This is a genomic window from Stutzerimonas stutzeri, from assembly GCF_024448715.1.
Taxonomy (GTDB): Bacteria; Pseudomonadota; Gammaproteobacteria; order Pseudomonadales; family Pseudomonadaceae; genus Stutzerimonas; species Stutzerimonas stutzeri_AR.
The window spans coordinates 156053-173711 of the sequence record NZ_JAMOHZ010000004.1 but is presented as its reverse complement, the minus strand read 5'-3'; the positions used below and the strand labels follow the sequence as shown (position 1 = coordinate 173711).

Sequence of the window (17659 nt, the reverse complement as noted above, 5' to 3'; positions counted from 1 at the left end):
GCCGTTTCGGCACTGTGCCGACATCAGGCGCTTCCGGGCACAGTGTTCGCCGCGCCTGTTATTCGCAGCGTCAATCGCTTTTTAGAATACAGACCTGACCATCTCTGTATGCAAAGCCGGCCCTGCAGACGTTTCCCTGCGATAAGGCTGCATGCAAAAAAAGGGAGCCTTGCGGCTCCCGAGGGGACATCGGTCAGGCTTCGATCTCAATCAACAGATCGCCTGGGGTTACCCGGTCACCTTTGGCTACGTGTACCGCTTTCACCGTGCCGGCGATTGGCGCCTGAATTTCGGTTTCCATCTTCATCGCTTCACTGATCAGCACCGCCTGCCCGGCCTTGACCGCGTCGCCCTCCTTGACCAGCACATCGACCACATTGCCCGGCATGCTGGTGCTGACGTCGCCGGGCGCATTGGCTTGCTTGCGTTTGCTGCCACCCTCGCCAACGAAATTGTTCAATGGCTCGAACACCACTTCTTCCGGCATGCCATCGATTGAGAGGAAAAAGTGCCGCTTGCCTTCGCCCTTTACGCCCACGCCGGTAATGTCGACCCGATAGCTCTCACCGTGCACGTCGATGACGAACTCTGTTGGCACGCCCTCTCCGCCAGCGGCACTGACCGCGCTGCCGTCCGGAATCGGCAGCAGCACCTCCGGTTGCAGAGTGCCGGCTTCACGCTCCTCAAGAAACTTGCGGCCGATGTCGGGGAACATGGCGTAGGTGAGCACGTCCTCTTCCGACTTCGCCAACGCACCAATCTCCTGACGCAGCTTGTCCAGCTCTGGCTTGATCAGGTCGGCCGGGCGCACATCGATGATCTCTTCGCCGCCGATGGCCTGGCGCTGCAGCTTGGCGTCGATAGTGCCCGGCGCCTTGCCGTAGCGGCCTTGCAGATAGAGTTTCACCTCGTTGGTGATGGTCTTGTAGCGCTCACCAGCCAGCACGTTGAAAAACGCCTGGGTGCCGACGATCTGCGACGTAGGGGTCACCAGCGGCGGATAGCCCAGGTCCTTGCGCACCCGCGGAATCTCGGCCAACACTTCATCCATGCGGTTGAGCGCGCCCTGCTCCTTGAGCTGGTTGGCCAGGTTGGAAATCATCCCGCCGGGCACCTGATTGACCTGCACGCGGGTGTCGACGCCAGTGAATTCGCTTTCGAACTGGTGGTACTTCTTGCGCACCGCATAGAAGTACAGGCCGATCTCCTGAATCAATTCCAAGTCGAGGCCCGTGTCGTACGGCGTGCCGCGCAGCGCAGCGACCATCGACTCGGTGCCCGGATGGCTGGTGCCCCAGGCCATGGAGGAAATCGCCGTGTCGATGTGGTCAGCGCCGTTCTCGATGGCTTTCAGCTGGCACATGCTGGCAACGCCGGCGGTGTCGTGGGAGTGGATGAACACTGGCAGGTCGACTTCAGCTTTCAGCGCCTTGACCAGATCGCCAGTGGCGAATGGGGTCAGCAGGCCAGCCATGTCCTTGATGGCGATGGAGTCGACACCCATGTCGCGCATGGTCTTGGCCTGCTCGACGAAGAGCTCGACGGTGTGCACCGGACTGGTGGTGTAGGCGATGGTGCCCTGGGCGTGCTTGCCGGTCTTCTTTACCGCGCGGATCGCGGTTTCCAGATTCCGTACGTCGTTCATCGCATCGAAGATGCGGAATACGTCTATGCCGTTCTCCGCCGCCTTCGCACAGAAGGCCTCGACCACGTCATCGCTGTAGTGGCGATAGCCGAGCAGATTCTGCCCACGCAACAGCATCTGCAGGCGGGTGTTAGGCAGCGCGGCCTTGAGCTGGCGCAGGCGCTCCCAGGGGTCTTCCTTAAGGAAGCGCACGCAGGAGTCGAAAGTCGCACCGCCCCAGACTTCAAGCGACCAGTAGCCGACTCGGTCGAGCTTGTTGCAGATTGGCAGCATGTCTTCCACGCGCATACGAGTAGCGATGAGCGACTGGTGAGCGTCTCGCAGGATGGTGTCGGTAACGGTGATTTTCTTCTGAGCAGTCATGGTTCGTTCCTCACAGTCCTGCGTGGGCGGCGATGGCGGCGGCGATGGCCAGAGCCAGTTCGCTCGGCTTGCGCTTGATCGAGTAAGTCATCAATTCCGGATGGTTGTCGACGAAGCTGGTGTTGAACTGCCCGCTGCGAAAATCCGGATTTTCTAAAATCTTCTGGTAGTAGAAGGCGGTGGTTTTCACGCCTTGTACGCGCATGTCGTCTAGCGCGCGGGAACCACGGGCCAGTGCCTCTTCCCAGGTCAGCGCCCAGACGATCAGCTTCAGGCACATCGAGTCGTAATACGGAGGGATGGTGTAGCCGGTATAGATCGCCGTATCGGTGCGCACACCCGGGCCGCCCGGCGCGTAGTAACGAGTGATCTTGCCGAAACAGGGCAGGAAATTGTTGCGCGGGTCTTCGGCATTGATGCGGAACTGCAGGGCGAAGCCGCGATACTGGATGTCTTCCTGCTTGACCGAGAGCGGCAGCCCGGAGGCGATGCGAATCTGCTCCCGGACGATGTCGATGCCGGTGATTTCCTCGGTGATGGTGTGCTCCACCTGCACCCGAGTGTTCATTTCCATGAAATACACCTCGCCATCGGCGAGCAGGAATTCCACGGTGCCAGCATTCTCGTAGCCCACTGCCTTGGCCGCGCGCACCGCTAGATCGCCGATATAGGCGCGCTGTTCGGGGGTTAATTGCGGGCTGGGGGCGATTTCGATGAGCTTCTGGTTGCGGCGCTGAATCGAGCAATCGCGCTCGAACAGGTGCACAGTGTTGCCGAAGGAGTCGGCCAGCACCTGAGCCTCGATGTGCTTGGGCTCGACGATGCACTTCTCCAGGAACACATCGGCCGAACCGAAGGCCTTGGTTGCCTCGGAGATCACCCGTGGGTAGGCCTGTTCGAGCTCTTCGCGCGAGTTGCAGCGGCGTATGCCGCGCCCGCCACCGCCAGAGGTCGCCTTGAGCATCACCGGATAACCGATGCGCTCGGCCTCCGCCAACGCTTCCCCGACATCGGCGACGTTGCCTTCGGTGCCGGGGGTGACCGGCACGCCGGCCTTGATCATGCTGCGCCGTGCTTCGGTCTTGTCGCCCATGCGGCGAATCACTTCGGCGCTTGGCCCGACGAAGCGGATGCCGCGCTCGGCACAGATTTCCGCCAGCTCGGCGTTCTCGGAAAGGAAACCATACCCCGGGTGCAACGCATCGCAGCCGGTCTCCACAGCCAGGTTCACCAGCTTGCGCGGGTTCAGGTAGCCAGCCAGCGGATCTTCGCCAATGAAGTAAGCCTCATCGGCACGCTTGACGTGTAGCGCGTGGCGATCAGGCTCGGCGAATACCGCCACCGAACGAACGCCCATCTCGGCACAGGCTCGCACGATGCGGACGGCGATTTCCCCGCGGTTGGCGATCAGCAGCTTCTTGATCACGCTGTATCCCTCGGATCAGTGAGCAGAGCGGCCCAGTTCGGACCATGTGATATCGCCGCTTCTGGCGATGCGTTTTACCCTACCCCTTGAGCAACAATTACTGAAAATGAATAATAATTTGGTTACGCATAAGCTATAACTTATATAACTGCGCAACTTATCCGTAAGCGCCGTGCCAATCCGTCGGAGTCCTTATGAGAAAGTCCCTGATGCGCATGACACTGCGCCAACTCCGCGTGTTTCGGGCGGTCTGCGACAACCACTCATACAGTCGTGCCGCCGAGGAGATGGCGCTGACGCAGCCAGCTGTCAGCCTGCAGATCCGCCAGTTGGAAGAATTGCTTGGCCAGCCGTTGTTCGAGTACACCGGCAAAAAGCTCTATCTCACCGACGCAGCCGAGGCACTCAAACGCACCAGCGAGGACATATTCGGCAGATTGGAAAGCCTCGACATGCAGCTGTCCACGCTGCAGGGCTCACTACAGGGTCAACTGAAACTGGCGGTCGAATCGAGTGCAAAATACTTCGTTTCACACTTGTTCGCTTCGTTTCGCGAACTGCACCCTGAAGTGAGCCTGCAGCTGGTGGTGGTCAACCATGCCCAGGCGATCCAACGCCTTAACGCCAATCGCGACGACCTGCTACTGATCTCCCAGGTGCCAGCGGATATGGACCTGGAGTTTCTGCCTTTTCTGGATAACGCAATCATCGCCGTCGCCCCGCCCAGTCATCCGCTGTGCCAGAGGCAACAGCTATGCCTGCAGGACCTTACCGCGTGGCCACTACTGATACGCGAGCCTGGCTCAGGTACTCGGCGCGCTGCCGAACAGTATTGCGACCAGAAGCGCGCGCACTTCCCGCAGACCATGGAGCTGGGTTCGCTGGAAGCCCAGCGCGAAGGCGTGCTTGCCGGTCTGGGGCTGGCACTGCTACCCCGACATGCCGTGCTGCGCGAGTTGGAAAGCGGCGCACTTCACGAGCTCGCGGTCGAAGAACTGCCGCTGATGCGCAGTTGGTGCCTGGTGCATCCTCGTGGCAAATACCTGTCTCCCGTGGCGCAGACCTTCTTCGCTTTCACCCGTAGCGAGCGGCAACGCATCAATGACTTGGAGCGTCAATTCAGCGGGGCCGGCCAGCCCTGAACGTGCGTGAGGCGATCATCAGCGGTCAGTTCGCGGAAAGCGAGCCGGTGCGCCAAGACGATATGGCACGCCTGTTCAACGTCAGCGAGATCCCGGTATGCGAGGCACTCAAGCGCCTGGAAGCCACAGCAGGCGCTCAACGGCGCCATGCTGGCGTTCGGTGGCCATAAGGGCTCAGCGTGAGCGGACGCTGCACGACGGCGTGGACAATCCGATGCGCTGCATGCCGACCTCGTGGCGCTATTGAAACAATCCGCATGAGCCGTTGCAGGGCGCGGTGTTGATCAAACCGGTGCGCGGCCGTTAGCGACACTCAGCCGAGGACGGCAGTAGCGGGCTGGCCACCATAAGGTCAGGGAACTCCATCAGTTGCGCATGCAATTGCCGTTGCTCGTCATAACTCTCGATCGCGCGGCGGAAGTACATGCGGCGCTCGTCCTGCTGTTTGCGGCGGGCACGGGCATCGAGATTGACGTAGTTGTGCTGGGCCATGCTGTTCTCCCGAGAAAGGTACTGGGAGGTTCAGCATCGACGCTCTGGGTGACGCTATGGCGTCAGGCTGATGACGCTGCGATGACGATCAACGTGGCGCAGCGAAGGCGCTCAATCTTCGTGAGGTTTCACCGATTTGGGTGACAGACGCAAGCTGCGCAGGCTGCGCTTAACGCTTTTGAGGTGATTTACCAGACTCGGCCCACGCGCCATGGCGACGCCCATCGCCAGCACGTCGATCACCACCAGATGGGCGATACGCGAGGTCAACGGGGTGTAGATTTCAGTATCTTCCTGGACGTCGATGGCCAGGTTGATAGTCGCGAGTTCCGCCAGCGGTGTCTGGCTTGGGCATAGCGTGATCAGCGTAGCGCCCGATTCGCGCACCACGTTGGCGGTTATCAGCAGATCCTTGGAGCGGCCCGACTGGGAAATGCAGATCGCCACGTCGGTAGGTTTCAGCGTGACCGCCGACATCGCCTGCATGTGCGGATCGGAATAGGCCGCCGCGCTGAGTAGCAGACGGAAGAACTTGTGCTGTGCGTCGGTCGCCACCGCGCCGGATGCACCGAATCCATAAAACTCCACCCGCTCGGCCTTGGCCATCGCCGCGACGGCGCGCTCCAGGGCATCCGAGTCCAGCCGTTCGCGCACTTCCATCAGGGTATGCAGGGTCGTGTCGAAGATTTTCAGCGCGAAATCGGTGATCGAATCATTTTCGCTGATGGCGAACTGGCCGAAGCTGGCACCGGCGGCGAGACTCTGCGCCAGCTTCAGTTTGAGATCCTGAAACCCCAGGCAACCAATGGCGCGACAGAAGCGCACGATAGTCGGCTCGCTGACACCAACTACGTGGGCCAGGTCGGCCATGGAGCTGTGCATCACGGCAGCTGGATCGAGGAGCACATGGTCGGCGACTTTTAGCTCCGACTTGCGTAGCGAACTTCTCGATTGAGCGATGTGTTGCAGCAGGTTCACGTTCCGGACTCGCTATGATCAATAGCTGGCAAGAGTGGTCGAACGCTGCGGGTGCGCTCGCATCCGTCTTGCCGGCTGGCTGTAGTGGGCTTGTAGTTATACTACATGGCTCGCCGCATCGCCCACCTTTGAGTCTGTTCACCTTCTAGGAGTGACGCTGTGTCCATTTCCTGCGACATGCTGGTATTTGGCGGTACCGGCGATCTGGCGCTACGCAAACTCATCCCCGCGCTGTATCACCTGCACCGCGAAGGCCGACTGCACGAAGACGTTCGCATCCTCGCCCTCGCTCGTCAGGATATCGATCGCAATGCCTACCTGACCTTGGTCGAGCGCCACTGCCGTGCCGAAGTCGCACGAAGCGATTTCGAAGCTACCGTCTGGCAGGCGTTCAGCCAGCGTCTCGATTACTTCGCCATGGATGCGGTCCAGCGCGGCGAATTTGTCCGTTTGGCGCACCACCTCGGCCAGGCTGAAGGACGCGTGCGGGTGCATTACCTGGCAACCGCACCCAATCTGTTCGAACCCATCGCCTCGAACCTGGAAAGCGCAGGACTCGCCGGCGAGAACGCACGCATCGTGTTGGAAAAGCCCATCGGCCATTCGCTGGATTCGGCGCTGGAGATCAACGAAGCGATAGGCGCGATATTCCCCGAGTCTCGGATCTATCGGATCGACCATTACCTGGGCAAGGAAACCGTGCAGAACCTCATGGCGCTGCGCTTCGCTAACGCACTGTTCGAACCGATCTGGCGCAGCAGCCATATCGACCACGTGCAGATCACCGTCGCCGAGACGCTCGGTGTGGAGAATCGCGGCAGCTACTACGACCACGCCGGCGCCATGCGCGACATGCTGCAGAATCATCTGTTGCAGCTGCTCTGCCTGGTGGCGATGGAGGCACCGGTGCGCTTCGATGCCAAGTCGGTGCGCGGCGAGAAGGTCAAAGTGCTGGAGGCGCTCAAGCCGATCACCGGCAACGACGTACAGGACAAGACCGTGCGCGGCCAGTACGGCGCCGGGCAGATTGGCGGCCATGATGTACAGGCGTATTACTTCGAGAACGACGTCGACAATGACAGCGACACCGAAACCTTCGTTGCGGTGAAGGCCGAAATCGATAACTGGCGCTGGGCCGGTGTGCCCTTTTACCTACGCACCGGCAAACGCATGGCGAAGAAACGCTCGGAGATCATCATCTACTTCAAGTCGGTGCCGCACATGCTGTTCCAGAAGGGCGAAACCAATCGCCTGGTGATAAGCCTGCAACCGGAAGAGAGTATCAGCTTGCAGTTGATGGCCAAGGCACCCGGCAAGGGCATGCAGCTGGAGTCTGTGGAGCTGGACCTGAACCTGGCACACGCATTCAATCGTACGCGCCGCTGGGAGGCCTACGAGCGGCTGCTGCTGGACGTAATCGAAGGCGATTCGACGCTGTTCATGCGCCGCGACGAGGTAGAGGCGGCCTGGAACTGGGTCGACCCGATCCTGCGCGGCTGGCAGAGCCATTACCGCAAACCACGACCTTATCCGGCCGGAACCGATGGCCCGGAACAGGCACGTCAGCTGATCGAACATCAAGGTCGCCAGTGGTGGCGCTGAGCCATCCGCATGCAGCCAATCGCGGCGCCCGAGGCGGATTCCTTGTGACCGAGCTAGAGCGGCTCGTACCAAGTAGATCCAACTAACGCATCGGGCGCCCAACAACTAATCGACGAACTTCACAACATCGCAGCTCAATTGCCCTGCCATAAAAATTTCACCGACTGGCATGAAGTCGCTATCTCCACGAAACGGATTGCCTATATCTGCCGACGATATCGGCCACAGAAGCCGTTAGTTCTGCCGCTCCATTAGCGCGTATTTCAGACGTAACTTCCGTTACTTCAACTGGCAGCGAGACGGGCTGCGATCCGCCGCCGAACCGGTGAACTCAAAACCTGCCAGAAGCCCCATTCCATCAGGGTTTACCTATTTATGGCCGCTTCCAGCTGCTCTTCGAATGGGTTCGAATCCACCTGTTTCACTGCGCTAATTACTTGGCTCTTGATCCCGTCGAGACTGGGATGGATATGTAGTCGAAATCACGGCGAGATTCAGCGCATGACGAGATAGTTCAACTCTCACGATAAACGGCGAACTTCGGGGATATCAGCGGCGAATCACTGCCTATGATCGGCGACTTGGGTTGAGAATTATTTTTCGATGTGTTTATTCTAATAAAGGATTTCAATCAACAACCCCAAAGGACTTGTTTTGAGTGTTCCTACCGTAACGCTCCGTCGCCCAACCGACGGCGACGGTTATCCCCTCCATGAGCTGGTAGCGCGCTGCCAACCTCTGGATACCAATTCGGTGTATTGCAACCTTCTGCAATGTTCCGATTTCGCCGATACCTCCATTGCCGCCGTCGATGCGGATGGCCATTTGGTAGGTTTCATTTCCGGTTACTGCCCGCCTTCCCGCCCGGACGCTCTGTTCGTTTGGCAGGTCGCGGTAGACGCCTCGATGCGCGGCCAGGGTCTGGCTCTGCGCATGCTGATGGCCCTGATCACACGGGCCGCCAGAGAACAGGGCGTGCGTTACCTGGAAACCACCATCTCGCCGGACAACGGAGCATCACAGGCGCTATTCAAGAAGGCCTTCGCCAAGCTCGAGGTCGACTACAGCACCCGCACCTTGTTCGCTCGCGCCGAACATTTCGCCGGCAAGCACGAAGACGAAGTGCTTTACCGCGCCGGCCCGTTCGCTGCACCTAATTCAGAAGAAGAACTTGAGGAAAACGCATGAAAACTTTCGAACTGCACGAATCTGGCGTTCGCAGCTACTGCCGCTCCTTTCCAGTGGTCTTCAAGCAGGCTCGTGGCGCTGAATTGATCACCCGCGAAGGCAAGCACTACATCGACTTCCTCGCCGGTGCCGGCACGCTCAACTACGGCCACAACCATCCGGTGCTCAAGCAGGCGCTGCTCGACTACATCACCGCCGACGGAATCACCCATGGCCTGGACATGTATTCCGAGGCGAAGGAGAACTTCCTCTCCACCTTCGATCGGCTGATTCTCAAGCCGCGCAACATGGACTACGTCATGCAGTTCACCGGCCCGACCGGCACCAACGCGGTGGAAGCCGCGCTGAAGCTGGCGCGCAAGGTGACGGGCCGCAACAACATCATCAGCTTCACCAATGGCTTCCACGGCTGCAGCATCGGCGCCCTGGCAGCGACCGGTAACAAGCACCACCGCGGTGCTGCCGGCGTACCGCTGACCGATGTCAGCCGCATGCCCTACGCCAATTATTTCGGCGACAAGGTCAACACCATCGCAATGATGGACAAGTTGCTGACCGACCCGTCCAGTGGCGTCGACAAGCCAGCAGCGGTAATCGTCGAAGTGGTCCAGGGTGAAGGCGGTCTGAACGCGGCGTCGGCCGAGTGGGTCCGCAAGCTGGAAAAACTCTGCCGCAAGCACGAAATGCTACTGATCATCGACGATATCCAGGCTGGCTGCGGTCGTACCGGCAGCTTCTTCAGCTTCGAAGAGATGGGCATCAAGCCGGACATGATCACCCTGTCCAAGTCGCTGTCGGGCTACGGTCTGCCGTTCGCCATGGTGCTGCTGCGCAAAGAGCTGGACCAGTGGAAGCCGGGCGAGCACAACGGCACCTTCCGCGGCAACAACCACGCCTTCGTCACTGCCGCCGCCGCCATCGAGCACTTCTGGAGCAATGACGAGTTCGCCAACAGCGTCAAAGCCAAGGGCAAGCGCATCGCCGACGGTATGAACAAGATCGTCCGCCGCTACGGCCCAGACTCGCTGTTCGTCAAAGGCCGCGGAATGATGATCGGCATCAGCTGCCCCGATGGCGACACCGCGGCCGCCATTTGCCGCCACGCCTTCGAAAACGGCCTGGTCATCGAAACCAGCGGCGCCCACAGCGAAGTGGTCAAGTGTCTCTGCCCGCTGATCATCAGCGAAGAGCAGATCGACAAGGCCATGAGCATCCTGGACAAGGCCTTTGCCGCCGTGATGTCCGATCAGGACACCAATCAAGCAGCTTCGTGAGGATTTGAAAAATGATCGTACGTACCCTGGCTGAATGCGAGCAATCCAACCGCAAGATCAAGACAGAGACCTGGGACAGCACCCGCCTGTTGCTCAAGGACGACAAGATGGGTTTCTCGTTCCACATCACCACCATCTACGCCAACACCGAGACGCATATCCACTACCAGAATCATCTGGAGTCGGTGTATTGCATCAGCGGCAACGGCGAGGTCGAGACCATTGCCGACGGCAAGATCTACAAGATCGAGCCCGGCACCCTGTACATCCTCGACAAGCACGACGAGCACCTGCTGCGCGGCGGCACGGAGGACATGAAGATGGCCTGCGTCTTCAACCCGCCGCTCAACGGCAAGGAAGTGCACGACGAAAGCGGCGTCTACCCGCTGGAGGCTGAAACAGTCGCTTGATCTGAGCGAGAACGCAGGGCGGGTTGCACTCGCCCTGCATTGCAGAGGAATTGAAAGGAGACCCTAACGTGAACCCCGTGCAAGCCGACCTGTACCCTTCGCGCCAGCACGACGAACCCAGCTGGCAGGAGCGTCTGGATCCGGTTGTCTACCACACCGATCTAGCCAAAGCTCCGATCGCACCGGACCTGATCGAGCGCTTCGAGCGCGACGGTTATCTGGTCATCCCCAACCTCTTCAGTGCCGAGGAAGTCGCGCTGTTTCGCGACGAGCTCGAACGTATGCGCCAGGACCCGGCCGTCGCCGAGTCCGGTAAGACCATCAAGGAACCCGACAGCGGCGCGATCCGCTCGGTGTTCGCCATCCACAAGGACAACGACCTGTTCGCCCGCATCGCTGCGGACGAAAGGACCGCAGGCATCGCCCGCTTCATCCTCGGCGGGGACATCTATGTGCATCAGTCGCGGATGAACTTCAAGCCCGGCTTTACCGGCAAAGAGTTCTACTGGCACTCGGATTTCGAGACCTGGCACGTCGAAGACGGGCTGCCTCGCATGCGCACCTTGAGTTGCTCGATCCTGCTCACCGACAACAAGCCGCACAACGGCCCGCTGATGCTGGTCCCTGGTTCGCACAAGCATTTCATCCGTTGCGTCGGCGCGACGCCGGAGAACCACTACGAGAAATCCCTGCGCAAGCAGGAGTTGGGCGTGCCGGATCACGACAGCCTCACCGAGCTAGCCGATCGTTACGGAATCGACACGGCCACCGGCCCGGCAGGCAGCGTAGTGTTCTTCGACTGCAACACGATTCACGGTTCGAACAGCAACATCACGCCCAGCGCACGCAGCAATCTGTTCTATGTCTACAACAGTGTAGATAATGCCGCGCAGGCCCCGTTCTGTGGGCTTTCGCCCCGCCCGGCGTTTGTCGCCGAACGCGAGCGTTTCGAGCCGTTGCAGCTCCAGAAACAGAAGTATCTCTGACGTACCCGATCAGGCCCGACTACCGGGCCTGATCTTTGTTGGCGGCCAGATGGCGGCCCAGGGATGAAAATTCACCCCCAAGACGGGAAGTTGAATCGATGCATACCGTAGAAAAGATCGGCGGCACATCCATGAGCCGCTTCGAAGAATTGCTGAACAACATCTTCATCGGCCAACGCGAAGGCGATGCGCTTTATCAGCGCGTCTTCGTCGTGTCGGCCTACAGCGGCATGACCAACCTGCTGCTGGAACACAAGAAGACCGGTGAGCCCGGCGTCTACCAGCGCTTCGCCGACGCCCGCAATGAAGGCGCCTGGCTCGACGCGCTGGAAACCGTCCGTACGCGCATGGTCAGCAAGAATGCCGAACTGTTCGCCAGCGAGTTCGAGCTGCGCGCCGCCAACCAGTTCATCAACTCGCGCATCGACGACGCGCGCGAGTGCATGAGCAGCCTGCAGCGCCTCTGCGCCTATGGTCATTTCCAGCTCGACGAGCACCTGATGAAGGTTCGCGAAATGCTCGCCTCCCTCGGCGAAGCACACAGCGCGTTCAACTCGGTATTGGCGCTCAAGCACCGTGGCGTCAACGCTAAGATGGTCGACCTCACCGGCTGGCACCGCGACGCACCGCTGCCCTTCGAGGAAATGGTCCGCCACAGCTTCGCCGAGGTGGATCTAAGCCGCGAGCTGGTGGTCGCCACCGGTTATACGCACTGCAGCGAAGGCCTGATGAATACCTTCGACCGCGGCTACAGCGAGATCACTTTTGCCCAGATTGCTGCTGCAACCGGCGCCCGCGAGGCGATCATCCATAAGGAGTTTCACCTCTCCAGTGCCGATCCGAATCTGGTCGGTGCCGATAAGGTGGTCACCATTGGCCGCACCAACTATGACGTGGCCGACCAGCTGTCGAACCTGGGCATGGAAGCGATCCATCCGCGCGCGGCCAAAACGCTGCGTCGCGCCGGCATCGAGCTGCGCATCAAGAACGCCTTCGAGCCGGACCACGCCGGCACGCTCATCAGCCAGGACTACAAGAGCGAGCGGCCCTGCGTCGAGATCATCGCCGGGCGCAAGGACGTCTTCGGCATCGAGGTGTTCGACCAGGACATGCTCGGCGACGTCGGCTACGACATTGAGATCAGCAAACTGCTCAAGCAGCTGCGCCTCTATGTCGTCAACAAGGACTCCGACGCCAACAGCATCACTTACTATGCTTCCGGCTCGCGCAAGCTGATCAACCGCGCCGCGCGGCTGATCGAGGAAAAGTATCCGGCCGCGGAAGTGACCGTGCACAACGTCGCCATCGTTTCGGCGATCGGCTCCGACCTCAAGGTCAAGGGCATTCTCGCCAAGACCGTGGCCGCGCTGGCCGGCGCTGGCATCAGCATCCAGGCCGTGCACCAGTCGATCCGCCAGGTGGAGATGCAGTGTGTGGTCAACGAGGAAGACTACGATGACGCCGTCGCCGCGCTGCATCGCGCGCTGATCGAGCCGGAAAACCATGGCGATGTGATTGCCGCGGCATAACCCGACTCGCTTTGCCAATCCCGCACCGGCAAAGAGGTGCCCGGCCTCCTCGCCGGGCGCCATTCAATCAGTGACCGTGGCCAAGAATGAAGCGGCTGATCTGTGACAAGGCGATGATGTGAGCGGCGGCGCCACGGGCGATGGCTTCCTTCGGCATGCCGAACACCACGCAGCTGGCCTCATCTTGCGCGGCCGTCAGCGCGCCGGCTTCGCGCATTTCGAGAAGCCCTCGCGCACCGTCGTCACCCATGCCGGTCATGATCACGCCAATGGCATTCTTGCCCGCTTCCCGCGCTACCGAGCGAAACAACACATCGACCGAAGGCTTGTGCCGATTAACCGGGGGGCCATCCTGGATGGTCACGTGGTACTGAGCACCACTGCGCTTGAGTTGCATATGGCGCCCGCCCGGCGCAATCAGCACTCTGCCGGGCCGCACCCGATCGCTGTTAGCCGCCTCATTGACCTCGCAGCGACAAAGGCGGTTGAGCCGGTCGGCAAAAGCGGCTGTGAATTTCTCCGGCATATGCTGAACGACCACGATGCCAGGGCAATCCTCCGGCAGGCTCGTCAGCACGGTCTGCAACGCTTGGATGCCGCCGGTCGAAGTACCCAGCGCGATAACGCTCTCGGTCGTCTTGGCCATCGCTCGCTGAGCGACAGGGGCAGTTGCAACGGCAAGCTCCGCCGCCCGTACCGGCGCCGAACTCACCCGCGCGCGCGCCGCCGCTTTGACGGCACGGATCAAGGCGGCGGACGACTCGTTGAGAAAATCCTTCAGCCCAATCTTGGGCTTGGTGATGATTTCCACCGCGCCGGCAGCCAGCGCATCTACACTGGTTTGCGCGCCCTTTTCAGTCAGCGTCGAGCAGATCACCACCGGCGTGGGGCGTTCGCTCATGATTTTCTTCAGGAAGGTGATGCCGTCCATGCGTGGCATTTCGACGTCGAGAAGGATCACGTCCGGCCACTGCGTTTGCATTTTTTGCAGCGCGAACAGTGGATCGGATGCCGAGCCGATGACTTCGATCGACTGGTCCTGCCCCAGCACTGCGGCGACCACTTGGCGGACCACTGCCGAGTCATCGACGATGAAGACACTGATTTTTTTACTCACGGCTGTATCCCTTGTTGCGACGGGGCTAATTAGCGCATCGCGTTGACGTGACGGACCCAGACGTTGCCGCTGGCGATGTCGAAAATGACATTTCGATAACCCACCCCGCCCAAGCTCTCAGAAGTGATATGCAGTCCGTGCGCCGCGATCAAGCTGCGTATTGCTTCAATGTTGCGGCCTGCTACCGTTCGTTCTCGATGTTTATAGTTGGCAAACATATCGCCACCGCCAAATAGCTTGACCTCGTATTGCTCGGGTCGGGTGCCCAGCTTTTTTGCCTCTCGGAGCATCAGCTCAAGCGCCTCATCGGCATATTTGCCACTAAGCGTCTGCTCGGCTCGACGCCTCCTGTATGGCAGCATGTAATGACACATCCCACCGAACCGTCGCTCCCGATGCCATAGAACGATGGACACGCAGGAGCCGAGCGTCGTGCGAATGCAAAAATTTTCATCAGCGAATTCGTATTCGCCAGGATGGATGAACAGGTCAATTGCCAAAGTCGTAAATCAAGTCGGCTTGCGGTAGATCGAAGGTCGCACCGCCTCAAGCCCGTCCGCGATGCCATTCAGGCTTTCAGAATGACCAATGAAGAGGTGGCCGCCGGGCTTGAGCAAACCAACAACGCGGCGCACGATCTGGGCCTTGGTCTCCTGCGAAAAGTAGATCATGACGTTGCGCAGGAATATCACATCGAACTGCTCGAGTTTCGGAAGGCTCGTATTCAGGTTGATCTGGCGAAACTCCAAGCGCTCCCGCAAACCCCTTCCCACAAGGAAGGTTCCAACCTGGCTTCCCTTGCCCTTGAGGCAGTACCGCTCCAGCGACGCGCGCGGAATGCCTTCGGTGCGCGCCATGCCGTAGTGACCGCTACGCGCCTTGGCCAGGACATGCGTATTGAGATCCGAACCCATCACCGACCAGCCGTCGCCACCGAACGCGTCGGCCAACACCATCGCGACGCTGTACGCCTCCTCGCCACTCGAGCAGGCCGCGCTCCAGACGCGAAAAGTGCGCCCACTCGCGTGGGCTGGCAGGATCTTTTCGCGCAGGTAATCAAAATGCTTGGGCTCGCGAAAGAAATAGGTTTCGTTGGTGGTCAGCAAGTCGATCGCCCATTGCCACTCTTCTGAATCCTGGCCCAGCAAATCGTAATAAGCCCTGAAGCTCGGACAATCATGCGCCTTGAGGCGCTTGGACAGCCTGCCGTTGACCAGTGCCTTTTTTGAAGGCGCCAAGGTCACCCCGGCCTCGTTGAACATCAATTGCTGGAACAGCCGGAATTCCGAGTCGCTGATGGAAAAAAGGCCACGCCCCGCAACGGCTGCCTCACTCACGGCCGCCCTCCCGGTCGGCCAGGTCCGACAACGCTGCCATCTCTTCGACCGCGAGCACCTTGTCGACATTGAGCAGAATCACGAACCGCCCGCTGACCTTGCCCATGCCGCTGATGAAATCGGCCCGAATCCTGGCGCCGAAGGCCGGCGCCGGCTCGATTTCCGATTGGGGGATATCCAGCACTTCCGAAACTGCATCAACCACGACCCCGAGCTCCTGCTGCGCCCCTTCGTGCTCGATCTCAACGATCACGACGCAGGTGCGCCGATGGATATCGCTGACTCCGCGGCCGAAGCGCGCGGACAGATCAATCACCGGTACCACGCTGCCCCTCAGATTGATCACGCCTCTGACGAAGCGCGGCATCATCGGTACGGTCGTGACATTGCCGTACTCGATGATTTCACGCACCCGCTGGATACCCACCGCGAACATCTCGTCGGCAAGCAGGAAGGTCAGATACTGCTGATCGGCAGCCGCTGCACGCTGCGGCTGCTCGACCTTAGTCAATTCGCTCATAGCCTCCTCCTAGAAGCGCTCGAATTCGGCTTCGTCCGGCTCAGCGACGAGCTTTTTCTTCATTTGCGCGCTGGCGCTCGCTTTGACCAAACCAGTGGAACCCTTTTTGGTCGCAGCGGCCCGAGCCGCCTTCGCGGACCCGGAGGCCGCCTGGCTTTCCAGCTTGAAGAAGCTCATCAGATCCTGCAGTTGCTCAGCCTGGGCACTCATTTCCTCTGCGGTCGCCGAAAGCTCTTCGGAAGAGGACGCGTTCTGCTGCGTCAGTTGGTTGAGCTGTTCCATGGCGTCGTTGATCTGGCCCACGCCGGAGGACTGCTCTTCAGAACCGGCAGAAATTTCCTGCACTAGATCAGCGGCTTTCTTGATCGACGGCACGATGGTGCCCAGCAATTGGCCTGCCTTCTCTGCAAGTTCCACGGACGAGCCGGCGACTTCACCGATCTCGCGCGCGGCCACCTGCGAACGCTCGGCCAGCTTACGGACTTCCGCGGCGACCACCGCAAAGCCCTTGCCGTGCTCGCCGGCGCGCGCCGCTTCGATCGCCGCGTTGAGCGCCAACAGATTGGTCTGGTAGGCGATGTCGTCGATGATCGAGATCTTGGCGGCGATGTTTCTCATCGCTGCCACGGTTTTCTCCACTGCTTCGCCGCCTTCGACGGCGTCTTTCGAGGCCTTGGTGGCGATACCGTCGGTAACTTTGGCGTTTTCGGTGTTCTGCTGGATCGAGGCGGTCATCTGCTCCATCGAGGCGGACGTTTCCTCGACCGAGGCGGCCTGTTCGCTGGATGCTTGCGAAAGACCCTGGCTGGTCGCACTTACTTCTTCAGAAGCGGAGGCCAGGCTGTCAGCGGCGGAGCGGACTTCACCGATGGTCTGGGTCAGCCGGTCGACCATGCTCTGCATCGCAAGCAGCAGCTGGCCGGTTTCGTCCTTCGATGTCGCATCGAGTTTCACCGTCATGTCGCCCTCGGCCAGGCGGTCGGCCGCGTCTACCGCTACCCTGAGCGGACGGGTGATGCTGCGGGTGACTACCCAGGCGGAAAGCACAGCAATCAAAAGAGCACCGGCACCCAGCATGATCATCAGCATCCAGCTGCTGGCATAGCTTTCGGCCGCCGCCTCGCCAGCCTCGTCCATCTGGCCCGCCTGGTATTCCAGCAGTGCATCGACAGCGCCGAAGTAACTGTTCTGCGTAGCCCGCAGGGACCCGGTTAGTACATTCACCGCCGCATCCCTCAAGCCCTGATTGGCATAGCCAAGCAGCTCGTCCTGGGCCGCTTCATACGCTTCACGCGCCTGCGCGATATCCGCGGATAACCGCTGGCCTTCGTCGCTTTCGAGACTCTTCTGGAGCTCGTCCAGGTCCTCTTTGATCTGGACCCGCTGCCGTTTGAGCCGTTCTAGCTCCTCTGCCACGTCACTGCCAGTGAGCAACAGCACGTTACGAATGGCGCGGGCCGATTCGTTGAGGTTGTTCTTGATTGAGTTGGCGACTTCCGTCTTGGGGTAACGGTCGTCGATCACGGTCCTGAGACCGCTGTTCAGCGAACCGAGCGAGCTGAGCCCGACGACGATGATGGTTATCAACAAGGTGATCACCAAGCCGAAGCCCAGCCCCATTTTCATGCCGATTTTCAGATTCTTAAGCAC

The 17659-nt window shown here is 60.2% G+C and carries 17 protein-coding genes; 8 read left to right on the top strand and 9 right to left on the bottom strand.

Going from position 1 to position 17659, the window contains the following annotated elements; all coding sequences use genetic code 11:
- Positions 1-193 precede the first annotated feature (193 nt).
- Together oadA and NAV33_RS10350 are read right to left on the bottom strand one after the other, a co-directional pair.
- Positions 194-2008 (bottom strand): sodium-extruding oxaloacetate decarboxylase subunit alpha, encoded by a 1815-nt coding sequence (oadA, locus tag NAV33_RS10355; protein ID WP_255979635.1) that lies wholly within the window; start codon positions 2006-2008, stop codon positions 194-196.
- A gap of 10 nt (positions 2009-2018) precedes the next feature.
- Complete coding sequence (locus tag NAV33_RS10350; protein ID WP_255979633.1) at positions 2019-3434, bottom strand: acetyl-CoA carboxylase biotin carboxylase subunit; 1416 nt, start codon at positions 3432-3434, stop codon at positions 2019-2021.
- Between the two features lie 194 nt (positions 3435-3628).
- Here NAV33_RS10350 and NAV33_RS10345 point away from each other — a divergent pair, with 194 nt between their 5' ends.
- Complete coding sequence (locus NAV33_RS10345) at positions 3629-4576, top strand: LysR family transcriptional regulator (protein WP_272887306.1); 948 nt, start codon at positions 3629-3631, stop codon at positions 4574-4576.
- A gap of 2 nt (positions 4577-4578) precedes the next feature.
- Positions 4579-4746, top strand: coding sequence for a GntR family transcriptional regulator (locus NAV33_RS10340; RefSeq protein WP_423836664.1), 168 nt, complete (start codon positions 4579-4581; stop codon positions 4744-4746).
- 133 nt (positions 4747-4879) lie between these two features.
- Here NAV33_RS10340 and NAV33_RS10335 read toward each other — a convergent pair whose 3' ends face one another.
- Together NAV33_RS10335 and hexR are read right to left on the bottom strand one after the other, a co-directional pair.
- Complete coding sequence (locus NAV33_RS10335; RefSeq protein WP_255979631.1) at positions 4880-5068, bottom strand: PA3496 family putative envelope integrity protein; 189 nt, start codon at positions 5066-5068, stop codon at positions 4880-4882.
- Between the two features lie 111 nt (positions 5069-5179).
- Positions 5180-6046 carry a transcriptional regulator HexR gene (gene hexR / locus NAV33_RS10330; protein WP_255979629.1) on the bottom strand — a complete coding sequence of 289 codons (867 nt, stop codon included), beginning with the start codon at positions 6044-6046 and terminating at the stop codon, positions 5180-5182.
- 159 nt (positions 6047-6205) lie between these two features.
- Between hexR and zwf the strand changes: the two genes are divergently transcribed.
- The 6 genes from zwf to NAV33_RS10300 all read left to right on the top strand — a co-directional run bounded on the left by zwf (position 6206) and on the right by NAV33_RS10300 (position 13035).
- Positions 6206-7648: a glucose-6-phosphate dehydrogenase gene (gene zwf / locus NAV33_RS10325; RefSeq protein WP_255979627.1), complete on the top strand. Its 1443-nt coding sequence runs from the start codon at positions 6206-6208 to the stop codon at positions 7646-7648.
- Between the two features lie 654 nt (positions 7649-8302).
- On the top strand, positions 8303-8836 hold the full coding sequence (gene ectA, locus NAV33_RS10320) for a diaminobutyrate acetyltransferase (RefSeq protein WP_255979625.1): 534 nt from the start codon (positions 8303-8305) through the stop codon (positions 8834-8836).
- Positions 8833-10110, top strand: a complete 1278-nt coding sequence (ectB, locus tag NAV33_RS10315) for a diaminobutyrate--2-oxoglutarate transaminase (RefSeq protein WP_255979623.1) — start codon at positions 8833-8835, stop codon at positions 10108-10110. Before ectA ends, ectB begins: the two co-directional genes overlap by 4 nt.
- An 11-nt stretch (positions 10111-10121) precedes the next feature.
- Complete coding sequence (locus NAV33_RS10310) at positions 10122-10520, top strand: ectoine synthase (protein ID WP_255979622.1); 399 nt, start codon at positions 10122-10124, stop codon at positions 10518-10520.
- 77 nt (positions 10521-10597) lie between these two features.
- Positions 10598-11506, top strand: a complete 909-nt coding sequence (gene thpD, locus NAV33_RS10305) for an ectoine hydroxylase (protein WP_255980219.1) — start codon at positions 10598-10600, stop codon at positions 11504-11506.
- A 98-nt stretch (positions 11507-11604) separates the two neighbouring features.
- Complete coding sequence (locus NAV33_RS10300; RefSeq protein ID WP_255979620.1) at positions 11605-13035, top strand: aspartate kinase; 1431 nt, start codon at positions 11605-11607, stop codon at positions 13033-13035.
- Between the two features lie 67 nt (positions 13036-13102).
- On the opposite strand, the gene NAV33_RS10295 is transcribed toward NAV33_RS10300, so the two are convergent.
- The 5 genes from NAV33_RS10295 to NAV33_RS10275 all read right to left on the bottom strand — a co-directional run bounded on the left by NAV33_RS10295 (position 13103) and on the right by NAV33_RS10275 (position 17659).
- On the bottom strand, positions 13103-14152 hold the full coding sequence (locus NAV33_RS10295; protein ID WP_255979618.1) for a protein-glutamate methylesterase/protein-glutamine glutaminase: 1050 nt from the start codon (positions 14150-14152) through the stop codon (positions 13103-13105).
- A 29-nt stretch (positions 14153-14181) separates the two neighbouring features.
- A complete protein-coding gene (locus tag NAV33_RS10290; protein ID WP_255979616.1) occupies positions 14182-14514 on the bottom strand; it encodes a chemotaxis protein CheD in 333 nt (110 codons plus the stop codon).
- Positions 14515-14661: 147 nt separating this feature from the next.
- On the bottom strand, positions 14662-15489 hold the full coding sequence (locus NAV33_RS10285) for a CheR family methyltransferase (protein ID WP_255979614.1): 828 nt from the start codon (positions 15487-15489) through the stop codon (positions 14662-14664).
- On the bottom strand, positions 15482-16009 hold the full coding sequence (locus tag NAV33_RS10280) for a chemotaxis protein CheW (protein ID WP_255979612.1): 528 nt from the start codon (positions 16007-16009) through the stop codon (positions 15482-15484). The genes NAV33_RS10285 and NAV33_RS10280 overlap by 8 nt, the downstream gene beginning before the upstream one ends.
- Positions 16010-16018: 9 nt before the next feature.
- Positions 16019-17659 carry a methyl-accepting chemotaxis protein gene (locus tag NAV33_RS10275; protein ID WP_255979610.1) on the bottom strand — a complete coding sequence of 547 codons (1641 nt, stop codon included), beginning with the start codon at positions 17657-17659 and terminating at the stop codon, positions 16019-16021.